Below are 11964 nucleotides of genomic sequence, written 5' to 3'. Positions count from 1 at the left end.
GGCGTCCGCGACCAAGGGGGTGGCCTGACAGTGATCTGTAGTCGAACCGGATCGTGGATCATCCGGGGGGCGGCGTGTCACATCTTTATTGAGATACGTCTGCCAGAGCCACCCCCTTCGCCGGGGCGGTGTCGGCCAAACGGAAAGATCCCAGGGTGATGTCGGAAACCGTTTCGTGTGCCTGCCGACGTTCTCGAGCCTGGCTTTCTCTGCGATGGGCGCGGACCGTCGTTCAGCTCTGTTTGGCGCGTGTGCTGGCCAGGCGGAAGGAGTCGGTGCCGGTTTCGATGATGTGGCCGCCGAAGGTGAGCCGGTCGACGATCGCGGCGCAGAGCCGCGGGTCTGTGAAGGTTTTCGTCCAGCCGGCGAAGGATTCGTTGGAAGCGATCGCGACGGAGTTCTTCTCTTCGCGTTCGGTGAGGACCTGGAACAGTAGTTCGGCGCCGCGGCGGTCGAGTTCCATGTAGCCGAGTTCGTCGATGCAGAGCAGGTCGACGCGTCCGTAGCGGGACACCTCATCCGAGCAGCAGAGCCGCCCAGATCAGATCCGACCTCAGCGGTGAAGCACGATCATCGTGCCACCACAAGTCTTTCGGTGGTGTCGAAATTCGCGAACACGAACATCCCGCTCCGACATCCGGTGTCGAGATTCGCGCACAACCGGTGTCCAGGTTCGCGATCAAAGCCAACCGGTGAACCGTGCTGCCGCGTATCAGCTTCGCATGCTGGGCCTCCACGCAGGCCACACCATGAGCGCTCTGGTAGTGGTCGGTTTCGCCATCGCGATCGGGCTACCGCTGCTGGTGATCGCGGCGACAATTTGGTGGCCCGATCGTCGCCTCGCGCATAGGCCACCGGCAGTAGCACTCGGGTGCAACGGTGCAGCCCACTGTCGGAGGCAGTTACCTCACGCTGCGGGGTCGGTCGGCATCTTCAACAGATGCCCACCGATGTCCGCCAACAGCTCCAGCTCCCCCAATGCGGAAACATGCGCGGCAAGAGCTTCGACCGTCGCGACCTCACCATGCTCGATCTGCGACACCCGCCCCGGACTGACTCCCATGATCTCGGCCAAACCCGCTCGCGTGAACCCCAGCCGCTTCCGCTCCTCAGCAAGCCGGTGACCCCACTGCTCCGCCATGATCGAACGACGACGACGCGCGGCCTCCTCTTCGCCCACACGGCGGCGATAGCCTTCACGATCCCATTTGGAGAAGCTACTCATCGCCTTTCCTCCTCTGTCCGCTGCAGGAGCAGCGCACGCTCCTGGAGTGCCAGCGTGGCATCGAGATCGACCACGACCTCTCTCATTCTCCGCCGCCTCCACCGCCACCGCCCCCGCCGTCACCTCCGTCGCCGCCGCCACCACCCCCTCCGCCGTCGCCTCCACCGGCCGAGCCGCCATCGGAGCCACCGTCGGATCCGCCGTCCCCCCAGCCGCCGTCGGATCCCTCCCAGCCTCCGGCATCGTCGGCCCAGACCAGCGCGATCCCGCCGCCCGTTGCGAGCGAGGCCGCTCCCGCGGCGCGGGGACGGAAGGCCCGCGGCCCGGACGGGTCGGCAACGAGCACGAACTGCGGCACGACGCGACCCATGAGCCAGCACCGGTTGTTCGCCCGGTCGACCACGATGACCGCGCTGGACCGCGAACTGCGGTCCAGGAAATACCCGTCCAGGCGGGCGGAGATGAGGGGCGGCACCGTTGCGCGGTCGCCGAGAAGGACGACGCGGGTCTCGCCGGCAAGCGCGGCAGCCAGAGCGCTGTCGGGGGCGAGCTGCTCGAGCACACCGAACACCGCGACCCGCAGCGGGTTCCCAGCGACGCGCGAAGCCATCCAGCTCTCATCCGACCGAACGAAGACCAGGTCAGGCACGGCATCCGAATCGAAGCGGCGCAGCGCGTTCCCGCGACGAATCCGGCGGACGATCCGCGGCGTCGCCACGACCAGGACCACGGCCGGGACCACCACCAGGAACGTGGACATCAACAGCCAGATCACAACACCGAACAGCACGCCCATCCACTGCTTGTCGTCAGGTGCCGTCCTACTGATCTCCGCGATCCATTCCAGCGGGCTCAGGACCCCCCAGCCGAGCTCGTTGATCATGATCCTCGTGAAAGTCAGCAGCCAGATCACGGCCGCGACGCCCAGCAGCGACGGCACCAACACGCCGAGCAGGCTCGAGCGAGCTGCTCGCGCGAGCAGTGATCGATCCACCGGGACCTCCTTGCCCTGAAGGAACACAACACCGCCGGCCGGTGTCAACGTGATGATTCAGCGGCCGACGGGGACAGCCGGGGACGCACCGAATGTCCCCGGCCCGACTGCTGTCCGGAGCTCGCGACATCACTTGCGTTACCCAACTGCATAACTTGTTCTCCCGAGCCCGGACCAGGCAAGCCACCACTTAGATTATCCAAGTCGACAACTTGCGCTCCCGGAGCTCGGAAGGCGGAACGTCGTCCAGCATCGGCAGCGGCCCGGCATCCAGGCACGAAAGGCCGGCCACCACAGAGGCCGTAAGCCACACCGGATTGCTCTGCTACCGCGCATAGTTTCGCGAATCGACCATGTGCCTCGAGTGAAGATCTCGGCAGGATCCGGCTCGACACGTGGTTGATGCCATGGCTGTCGAGATCACCTGACTGCGTCCGGTATTGCCGATCACCGCGTCCTCTACGGCTGCTGCGTACCGCCGCCGGACCGTAGCTTCGAAAAGTTATGCCCGGCTCTCACCGCGACAGCGGTAACCACCGTTACGCCGATCAGCCCTGACGGCCCACACCAGCGCAGCGCAGAGGCCGCCGAACATCATGCCTCCAGCCAGCAAGATTCCCACGCCGAAAATGACGGTAGCGAGCACAGGAGTACCGAAGCCGAAGTACACGGCGAAAGGACTCGACAGCATTGCGCCGATGAAGCCCCCGATCAGGCCCACGACGAGGACAGGTCGGTCTTTCATGGATCCGACTCTAGTCTTCGAGAAGTCGTTCACTCCGTCCAGGAAACCTGGATCACAGACATCCGCACATGCCGCTTATCGAGTTTTTCCGCTGGTCGCAGCACGTGAAGACCGCGCTGGGCACTCGGTCGCCGAGCGCCTGGTGCGGCCTGACCGTGTTGTCGCGTCGGATCGGAGTGTCGGACCGCCGGTGTAGCGTGCCGGAGCACGATCGACGTTCGACACAGGAGGATTGGGTGCGCGTCACGTGGGAACAGGTCTTCGGCTGGCGGCTCGCCCGCCAATTCGTCGCGTCCCCCACCGCGTCGAGCGTGCCCGAGCTCGTCGGACGCCTGTGCGGTGTGCAAGCGCAGGTCACCTCCGCGGCGGAAACTGCGGTCGCGCTGCGCAGCACCGCGCCCGAGGACGGTGCCGTGGTGAGCGCGCTGTCGAACCGCACGCTGATCAAGACCTGGGCCATGCGCGGCACCCTGCACGCCATGACACCTGCGGGTGCCGCCGCCGTGCTCCCGCTCATAGCGTCCGCCCGTACCTGGGAAAAGCCCTCATGGCAACGCACTTTCGGCGCCACGCCCGCGGAAGTGGCCACATTGACCGAGGCGGTGGGCGGGATACTCGGCGACGCCGAACTCACCCGCGAGGAATTGGTGGAGGCGCTGCTCGCCGACAAGGCGTTTCACAAGCTGGGCAAGGAACTGCGCTCGGGCTGGGGCACGCTGCTCAAGCCGCTGGCCTGGCAGGGCGCGATCTGCCACGGGCCGGCGCGCGGCAACAAGGTGACCTTCACCAGTCCCGCGCGGCTGATCCCCGATTGGCCGGGACCGGCCGAACCGGACGTCGCAGCACCGGCCGCCATCACCGCGTATCTCGGCGCCTACGGTCCCGCGACGCCGGAGACCTTCGACGCCTGGCTGAGCCGCAACAGTCTGCGCAAGACCACCGTGCGCGGCTGGTTCGCCGAGCTGGGCGACGCGCTCACGCCGGTGGAGGTCGAGGGACGCACCGGTTACGTACTCACCGAACACGCCGACGAGCTCGCCGCCACCGAACCGGCTACCTCGGTGCACCTGCTCGGCCCCTTCGACCAGTACGTGCTGGGCCCGGGCACCGGCGACACCGAACTGCTGCCGAAGGCGCACCGCGCGCTGGTCAGCCGGACCGCGGGCTGGATCGCCCCGATCGTCGTGGTGGACGGCCGGATCGCGGGCACCTGGGAACTGGAAGGCGACGAGGTGGTCGTCAGCATGTTCGACGGTGCGCCGCTGCCGAAGAAGCTCGACGCCGCAACGGACCGCGTATCCCGTGCGGCAGGGCTGGCCTCGGTGCGTGCGCGGGCGGCCTAGTGTTCCGCGCTTGAAATCCGTGGGTTGATTGCAGGAACAGGCGGTGTCGAGATTCGTGCGCAACCGGTGTCGAAGTTCGCGATCAGAACCAATCCGTATGTCGCTGGTCCGGCCGACCGGCAGCTTCTGGATCGACGTCCTGCCCGCCTCACTGGTCGCCGCCGGCGGAATGTCGCTGGCCTTCATCCCCTCGCTGGCCGCCGCGTTCGGCGCAGACCAGCTCACCGATCTGCCGCAACTCACCGACGGCTACTCGGCGGCCTTCCTGGGAGCGGGCGCGATAGCGCTGGTGGGCGCCGGATTGACCGCCAGCCACCATGGCGTCGCCGTCGACCTCCGCACCGGAGCAGTCAGCATCGACAGCACCACCCCCGCTACACCCGGACCTGATCACGACAGCGGTCGGGCGGCGGGATACACCGTCACCGAACAACACTCGCCGCGACGGCACCGATCCGGGCGGGTCCACCACGGAGGATCTGCCCTGGATCGCCGATCTGGTCCACAGACCCGAGACACCGTGGCCGCGCGAAACTCGCGGAGGACCCGATGACCACCTCGCTGTTCGCCCACCGCGCGACTCCCGACAAGCCCGGGATAACCCTGCGGCCCCGGACCCGAATGCCGACTCGGTTTCGGCGTTGCTCAACATCCGCGGAGCAGACCCGCCACCACCGGATGCCGTGATCTCAGTCGGTGCGGCGGCGGGAGCGAGCCAGCGCGAGACCCCCGAGGATTGTGCCGGCCAGCCCGAGCACCACCGCGATAGCAGCGGCGACTATGCCGTTGCCGGTACCCGGCCCGCCCCCGGCGGTGGCAGTGAACAGCCCTCCGACGACCACGCTGATCAGGCCCGCCACCACGGCCACGACAGCCGCGGTCGGCCCGGCGCCGCTGCGCCTTCCGGAGCGGGTCAGGGCCCGGACACCGCTGATCACGCCGATCAGTGCCAGCAGCGCGGTCAGACTGGGACCCACCCGACCGGAAGTCATACCCGTGACGGCCGGCTCGGCCGAAGCATGGGCGGCAGCCGGTAGCGCGAGTACGAGAGCAGCGGACGAGGTGGCTGCCACGGTGGTGAGCAGGTGACGGACGGACATGGTGTGCTCCTCGGTGGAGTCGATGGGACTCGTCCGATCATGCGGGGTGACCGCACCGCCGGACATCGTGCGGCGGTAGACAATGCGTGCTGCCACCGGTGCAGTAACCGGCCGCTCGAACTGCACTGCGGACCAGCGGAAGTACTACGGGTGCAGTAGGCCGCGGATCATCCGTGCGCGGGATCCGCACCCGCGAGAATCCGATTATGGTGCACGCATGAGCCGGAGAACCATCAGCGACTGGGCGATCGCCGGCGCAGTCGCGGCGATTCTGGTGTTCGCCGGGCTCTCCGAGCAGCACTCGGTCACAAGGGTCGAACCTTGGGGTTACCTCCTGCTGGCAGCGGGCGGTCTGGTATTGGCCGCACGGCACCGGGCTCCGGACGCGGTCTTGGCCGTGACCGGGCTCTGCGCACTGGGCTACCAGGCCACCGGATTCGATGTGCCGGCCGTCGCGTTCCTCATCGCGGTCTACACCGCGGTCCGGGCCGGGCATCGGGTCACCGCCGCGCTGGGGGCGGTGATTCTGGTGGTCGCGCTGCCACTGGCGGTGCTGGTCTCGGTGCACGACCTGGGCGATGCGTTCGCGCAGGCCCGCGGCGCCCTCGAGCTGGCTTGGCTGATCGCGGCCGCGGCGGCGGGTGAGGCGCTGCGCCAGGCCGAGCGGCGGGCCGACGAGGCCGAACGCACCCGGGAAGAGACGGCGCGGCGGCGCGCCGACGAAGAGCGGTTGCATATCGCGCGGGAACTGCACGATTCGCTCACCCATCAAATTTCGGTGATCAAGGTGCAGTCCGAGGCCGCCGTCCATGTGGCCCGAAAACGCGGCGAGGAGGTTCCGGAGGCCTTGCTGGCGATCCGGGAGGCCGGCCGCGAAGCCGCCCGGGAGCTACGAGCGACCCTGGAAGCTCTGCGCGATGATCGCGCAAGCCGGCCGCACGGCCTCGCCGAAGTCGCCGACCTGGTACAGCGGGCCCGCGCGACAGGTCTGGCCGCGACCCTGACGATCGACGGGCGGCACCGGGATCTGCCGGCCACGGTAGATCGGACCGGCTACCGAATCGTGCAGGAATCGCTGAACAATATCGCCCGGCACGCGGCCGCCGAATCTGCTTGGGTGCGAATCGAATACCGGCCCGATGCACTGGTGATCCGCGTGGACGACAACGGCAGGGCGGCACCCGGCACCGCGCCGGTTCCCGGCGTCGGGCTGCTCGGAATGCGTGAGCGGGTCGCCGCGCTCGGTGGAAGCCTGCGGGCGGGTCCGCGCAGCGAAGGAGGTTTCCGCGTCCTGGCCGAACTTCCCGTGGAGCACGCGGCATGATCCGGGTCATCCTGATCGACGACCAGCCGCTGATCCGCAGTGGCTTCCGGGCGTTGCTCGACTTGGAGGACGATATCGAGGTGGTGGCCGAGGCCGGTGACGGGAGCGCGGGCTTGGCGGCCGTCCGGCAGTACCGGCCCGATATCGCGCTCGTCGATATCCAGATGCCGGTCGTCGACGGTATCGAGACCACCCGGCGTATTGCCGCTGACCCGGCGTTGACCGGCGTGCATGTGGTCGTGCTGACCAATTATGGGCTGGACGAGTACGTCTACGAAGCGCTGCGCGCCGGTGCGGCCGGGTTCCTGGTCAAAGACATCCATCCGGACGACTTCCTGCACTCCATCCGGGTCGCCGCCCGGGGCGATGCACTGCTCGCACCGTCGATCACCCGCAGACTCATCGACCGCTACGTCACCCGGCCGCCGCTGAGCGCAGGTACTCGGGCCGGGCTGCGGGATCTGACCAATCGAGAACGCGAAGCCGTAGCCCTGGTCGCGCAGGGACTGTCCAACGACCAGATCGCCGATCACATGGTGATCAGCCCACTGACCGCGAAAACCCACATCAATCGGGCCATGACGAAACTGCACGCCCGCGACCGGGCCCAGCTCGTCGTCCTCGCCTACGAATCCGGTCTGGTGCATCCGCGCGGCGGCCGGCCCGCAGAGGACGAGCGGCGTCGGTCTCAGCGCGATCGATGCGATCCATCGTGATCCATCATGCGCAACCGCTCTTTGATCCGCGTAATCGGTATGTATAGGGCGTTGCTGGAGAACCGCGGGGTGGTGGCCGGCCGCACGCCCGAATCGGCGGACCTCCGTTCACCGAATGGCTCGACGCCACCTACCCGGTAAAGGAACCCGCGGCCCCGTCCGATCAGCAGTTCTGCGGAGCCCGCCAGGCGTCCTGCGCATAGGTGGTCGAGCCGACCATGGCGCCGATCACGCCGCCGATGATCCCGAACGGGATGGCCCCGACAAAGAAGACGGGCAGACCCGCGACCGCGCCGCTCCCGGTCCCGAGCAGGGCGCCCAGGCCGGCCCGGAGTTCGATGGTGTCGCCGGGCGCCATGCACGCCGCGATGGGCGCCACCGCCCCGGAGCCCGGAGCATCGGGTGCTTGCACCGGCGCGACCGGTGCGGGCGCCGGGGCGGGCTCGGCCGCCGCGACACCCCCTGATCCGACAATGAGCAGCCCGGCAATGGCGCTGCCGAGCACGGTGCGGGTCGATATCTTCAACATATGCGCGCAGTTCCCTGATCAGTCGAAAACAAATGTGCGATCTGAGTAGCCAGATCTGCGACCATAATGTCGTATCGGCCGGTGTAATGCTTGCTTCCGTTATCTCGGTCGGAGCAAGCCAGAAACCGTGCTCGCCGATGATCCGGGCTGCCCACTGCCCCTCCTGCGCAGGTAGACCCCGGTTTCCGTCCTCCCCCAATGTCGTCGGCTCGAAGGAGTTACCGTCCGACTCTCGAATCGGCCGCCGGCACCTCGTGGGGTCGGGTCGAGTCTGTCGGAATGCCCTCATGACTGCGGTCGACGTCGGAGCGGCTGTAGTAGCAGCTGACCAAGACCAGCGCCCGCTACGGACGCGTCGACCTGCTCTGCATCGACGAACTCGCTTTCCACGCCACCAGCACTTCATCGGAAAGCGTCAATGTTCTCCTCGGCCCATTGCGCGAAGGTCCTGGCCGCTGAGCCCGTCACCCGCGGGACTGTGTCGCGCACCCGCAGCAGACCCTCGTTGACGTCGCCGCCGGTCACGTCCAGGACCGCGTCGGCGGCGTCTTCGCCGAAGGCCGCGATCATGCCCGGGCGGGCGTGCTCCCGGGTGATCTCGGCGAACTCGATGTCCCGGTTCAGCAGCTCGGCGATGGTTGCGACCTGTTGACGCGCGCTGACCGGTGCGGGACCGGTCAGCGCATACCGTTGCCCCCGGTGGCCGGGCTCGGTCAGCGCGACCCGGACCACCGACGCGATGTCGGCGGGGTGAATCGTGGGCAGCCCGGTGTCGGCATAAGGCACCTGAACGGGTCGACCCGCTTGAATTGTCGATGACCACATCAGGGCATTGGACGCGAACTGCGTCGGCCGCAGGATCGTCCAGTCCATTCCACTGGCCTCGAGGAGCTTCTCGACCGCCGCGTTGTCTGCAGCGGGACCGAGATGGGGATGGGTCGCCACGGTGATCGACGACACCAGCACCACATGCTCGACACCGGCCCGGCGAGCGCGGTCGATGATCTCGGTATCCGGACCGAGTCGCGGCACCAGAAACATCGACCGCACCCCATCCAGCGCATCCGTCAGCGAGGAGATGTCGGACAGATCGCCCTCGACTGCCTCGACCCCGGCCGGGAAAGCAGCTCTGGCGGTGTTACGGGTGAGTGCCCTGATCGGATCGGCGCCCAACGCGCGCAACTGCTTCAGCAATGAGCTTCCGATGTTCCCGGTGGCTCCCGTGACCAGAATCATGAGCGATGTCCTCTCGCGTGGTGATCAACCGCCGCCCACGCTAAGACCTCAACTTAAGTGGAGGTCAAGATAGAGCGGAAACGCTGATCCAGGCGCGCCGATCGGCTCGCACCACTTCCGGTGGGGTTACTTTTCTCGCACAGAATCGGCACGCAGGCCGCTGAATGATGTCGAGATTCGCGACAAAGCGACTTCAGGTTTCACGCGCCTGCTCGCACCAGGGCGGTGCCCGGCCTTATCGCCGCCGGTCATCATGACCGGCGACCGCCACAGGTCGAACGCGAACAGCACTCGGATCATCGTCGGTCTTGGTCGCAGCTGCTTCAAGCGGCCCGAAGCGCGGCGTCGTATGCCCGGGGAAGTCGGATTAGGTCACCCACTATTCCGGGTTCAAGATGAAACTCGGAATAAAGGACGTTTCATTCCGAGTTATCGTGACCCGGCGGCAGGGCTAACTGTGCTTCGTTGCACCGTAACGTAATCCGTCGTACAGGATGGTGGCGATGTGTACCGCGTCGTCCTGCCAGCCGGTGGTCCGCATTCCGCAGATACCACCGAGGGCACGCAGCACGACGCGGCCGCTGACGCCGCCGCGCAGCACGCCCGCGTCGACGCCCGCAGCGAGCAGTTCGTCGAGGGCACGGGCCATCTCGGTGCGGGTGTCGTCGTAGATCGGAGAGTCGGTCGCCATGATGCTCTCCAGCACTTCGCCCATCCCTCTGCCCACTGCCGCATGCTCCACGAGCAGTAGCAGGAAGCTGCGCAGAGCTTCGTCCGGGGCGTGTAGCGCGAGCAACTGGGCAGGGGTTGCGCAGAGTTCGGCGACCTCCTGGCGGTATACCTCCGCGACGAGCGCTTCGCGTGTTTCGAAATGGCGGTACAGCGTTCCGACAGACACGCCGGCTCGCCGAGCGATCTCCTCCACGTAGGCGTCACCGTCGGCGAGCAGCGCCGCGCGGGCCGCGCCCAGCAAGGCTTCACGATTGCGGCGGGCATCGGCCACCCCAATGGCCCGACGGAATCTCCCAGCAGATGCACTTCGACCTCGCTACCGATGACGCGAGAACTGCGGACCAGCGAGTGCTCGACGCCGGCGGCCGGCGGCTGCAGCCGACGGACGACGCCATCACCGCCCCCCTCAACGCTCTCGGGTATACGCCAGCCCCGCCGGACACCCCTTCTGCCTCCGCGCAGCCTGACCGATCAGGGTCTCACCGGACGCCGTCGGCGTAGAGCCGCGCGCCCAGATCACGACGAATCTCGATTACTCGACCGCCGAGGCATGAGCGGCTACGACCCGCCAGCCACGCGAGTCGTCGTACGCCCAGGCGCGGGTATAGCGCATCCTGGCTGCGAATGGTGATCCATGAACGCTGCCCTCGACGACCCCGAGGAACCAAGTGACCCCGGTCGTCCCGTCCACCAGTACCGTCAGCTGTTCTTCCGCGAGCTTGCTCACGGTCTGAGCCCCGGTGCGGTGCAGTTCGAGGTCATCGGCTTTGGTGAACGTATCGGAGCCGAAAGTGAAGATCAGCCGGTCATCGAGCAACTCGTCCAGCGCCTGGACATCCCCGGCCAGCTGCGCAGCCTGGAGTCGCCGCTCAGCTTCCCGCAAGTCATTCTCCATGGCACTCAGCATGCCAGCTGCCGGCTGAGTGCCGGTCCGGTCCTTGCGTTTCGCTGACAGCTCCTGTCAGGCGCAACGGCCGCCCAACGATGTCGCCGAAGCCGGAACGCCCCTCACCCGCGCCTACGTGCCGGCGTCCAGGCTGAGCATCACACTCGGGTAATACCCGCCATTGCGAGAGTCCCGGCCGGGCGACGTCACGCAGGGGCGCAGAGCGGCGGGTGATCGAGCACGCGGGGCTTGTACTCGACCAGCTGGATGCGGCCGTCGAAGATGCGATGCTCGATCATCTCGCGGGCGACATCCGGATTCACCCGGAGCTGCGGTCACAGCTTCTCCAGTCCCAGAGCGGACAGGGCCGGCATCGGCTGGGTGAACTGATTCTCGCCGAGCTCGTAGTGGGTGTAGTGCAGAGTGATGACGACATTGCGGTACCGGACCGTCATCTCGGCCGCGATCACCCGGTTCTTGCTGCTCTCGATTTCCCGGAACTTGTCGTCATCGGCCCCCGGAACACCGGCGGGCGAGCCTGTCTTACGGCGCAGATCATCCACCGCCTTCTCGACCCCGGACTCGCGGGAATTGGCCTTGTGGAGCCGGGTGGTGACAGTGAGGAATGCAGTGGGCAAGCTGTCGGGGGCGGTGTCCTGATTGGAATACATGCACTGCGCGGAGTTCTCGTATTCCTTGTTGCCGCCGAAGATAGCGGTCGGTTCGGTGGTGAACCGTCCCGGGATCAACGGCGCAATCTCGGCCTCTGCGAACAATCCGCAACCCATCGGGGCCTGGGCCAGGTCCCGGGAGGTGTCCACCACAGGACCGTCATCCGCACACCATGCGCCGATGGCGCGCGGCAGATCGACTCGACGCCACAGACCTGGCGGTATTCGTCGATGAACCCGACGATCAGCCGTGTCGCGGTCGAGTTCCCGCGCGAAAAGCTCGAAGAGCTTCAACATCGGGAGAAACTCAAAGAAGTGTAATAAACCTCTACTGCGGATCACGTAGCCGGTTTTGTCCCGCTAAGCTGCTGACCCGTCCCCCATGGATGCGACCAGCCGGAATTAGAGTCTCGTTGGCCCTGATCAGGGCCAGAAGGGACTATGGGAACCATGGCTGGACGGA

12 protein-coding genes and 2 pseudogenes are annotated in these 11964 nt (G+C 66.9%); 4 read left to right on the top strand and 10 right to left on the bottom strand.

Features of this window, described 5'->3' with window-relative positions:
* Window positions 1-232: 232 nt before the first annotated feature.
* From ACIA75_RS18560 to ACIA75_RS18545, 4 genes and pseudogenes are all read right to left on the bottom strand, one after another.
* A pseudogene (locus ACIA75_RS18560) lies at window positions 233-514 on the bottom strand (ATP-binding protein); the annotation flags it as partial.
* A gap of 393 nt (window positions 515-907) precedes the next feature.
* Window positions 908-1225, bottom strand: a complete 318-nt coding sequence (locus ACIA75_RS18555) for a helix-turn-helix domain-containing protein (protein WP_397105458.1) — start codon at window positions 1223-1225, stop codon at window positions 908-910.
* Between the two features lie 82 nt (window positions 1226-1307).
* Window positions 1308-2219, bottom strand: coding sequence for a hypothetical protein (locus ACIA75_RS18550; protein WP_397105456.1), 912 nt, complete (start codon window positions 2217-2219; stop codon window positions 1308-1310).
* A gap of 502 nt (window positions 2220-2721) precedes the next feature.
* Window positions 2722-2964: a hypothetical protein gene (locus ACIA75_RS18545; protein ID WP_397105454.1), complete on the bottom strand. Its 243-nt coding sequence runs from the start codon at window positions 2962-2964 to the stop codon at window positions 2722-2724.
* A gap of 236 nt (window positions 2965-3200) precedes the next feature.
* Here ACIA75_RS18545 and ACIA75_RS18540 point away from each other — a divergent pair, with 236 nt between their 5' ends.
* Together ACIA75_RS18540 and ACIA75_RS18535 are read left to right on the top strand one after the other, a co-directional pair.
* Window positions 3201-4307, top strand: coding sequence for a winged helix DNA-binding domain-containing protein (locus ACIA75_RS18540; protein WP_397105453.1), 1107 nt, complete (start codon window positions 3201-3203; stop codon window positions 4305-4307).
* Window positions 4308-4404: 97 nt separating this feature from the next.
* Window positions 4405-4617, top strand: a pseudogene (locus ACIA75_RS18535) (MFS transporter); the annotation flags it as partial.
* A gap of 379 nt (window positions 4618-4996) precedes the next feature.
* On the opposite strand, the gene ACIA75_RS18530 reads toward ACIA75_RS18535, so the two are convergent.
* Complete coding sequence (locus tag ACIA75_RS18530) at window positions 4997-5503, bottom strand: DUF6223 family protein (protein ID WP_397105451.1); 507 nt, start codon at window positions 5501-5503, stop codon at window positions 4997-4999.
* Window positions 5504-5624: 121 nt separating this feature from the next.
* On the opposite strand from ACIA75_RS18530, the gene ACIA75_RS18525 reads away from it, so the two are divergent.
* Window positions 5625-6731 (top strand): sensor histidine kinase, encoded by a 1107-nt coding sequence (locus ACIA75_RS18525; protein ID WP_397105449.1) that lies wholly within the window; start codon window positions 5625-5627, stop codon window positions 6729-6731.
* Entirely contained in the window at window positions 6728-7447 is a 720-nt protein-coding gene (locus ACIA75_RS18520) for a response regulator (protein WP_397105447.1), read from the top strand. The genes ACIA75_RS18525 and ACIA75_RS18520 overlap by 4 nt, the downstream gene beginning before the upstream one ends.
* A 163-nt stretch (window positions 7448-7610) precedes the next feature.
* Here the strand turns inward: ACIA75_RS18520 and ACIA75_RS18515 are convergent, their stop codons facing one another.
* The 5 genes from ACIA75_RS18515 to ACIA75_RS18495 all read right to left on the bottom strand — a co-directional run bounded on the left by ACIA75_RS18515 (window position 7611) and on the right by ACIA75_RS18495 (window position 11651).
* Window positions 7611-7976: a hypothetical protein gene (locus ACIA75_RS18515; protein WP_397105445.1), complete on the bottom strand. Its 366-nt coding sequence runs from the start codon at window positions 7974-7976 to the stop codon at window positions 7611-7613.
* Between the two features lie 402 nt (window positions 7977-8378).
* Entirely contained in the window at window positions 8379-9212 is an 834-nt protein-coding gene (locus ACIA75_RS18510; RefSeq protein WP_397105443.1) for an NAD(P)H-binding protein, read from the bottom strand.
* A gap of 451 nt (window positions 9213-9663) precedes the next feature.
* On the bottom strand, window positions 9664-10215 hold the full coding sequence (locus tag ACIA75_RS18505) for a TetR/AcrR family transcriptional regulator (RefSeq protein WP_397105441.1): 552 nt from the start codon (window positions 10213-10215) through the stop codon (window positions 9664-9666).
* A gap of 261 nt (window positions 10216-10476) precedes the next feature.
* Entirely contained in the window at window positions 10477-10839 is a 363-nt protein-coding gene (locus ACIA75_RS18500; RefSeq protein ID WP_397105439.1) for a nuclear transport factor 2 family protein, read from the bottom strand.
* Between the two features lie 326 nt (window positions 10840-11165).
* Window positions 11166-11651, bottom strand: a complete 486-nt coding sequence (locus tag ACIA75_RS18495; protein WP_397105437.1) for a hypothetical protein — start codon at window positions 11649-11651, stop codon at window positions 11166-11168.
* Between the last annotated feature and the right edge of the window lie 313 nt (window positions 11652-11964).

The organism is Nocardia sp. NPDC051750, assembly GCF_044453135.1.
Lineage (GTDB): Bacteria > Actinomycetota > Actinomycetes > Mycobacteriales > Mycobacteriaceae > Nocardia.
Note: the sequence above shows the minus strand (reverse complement) of the source record. Positions and strands in the feature narration are given on the sequence as shown.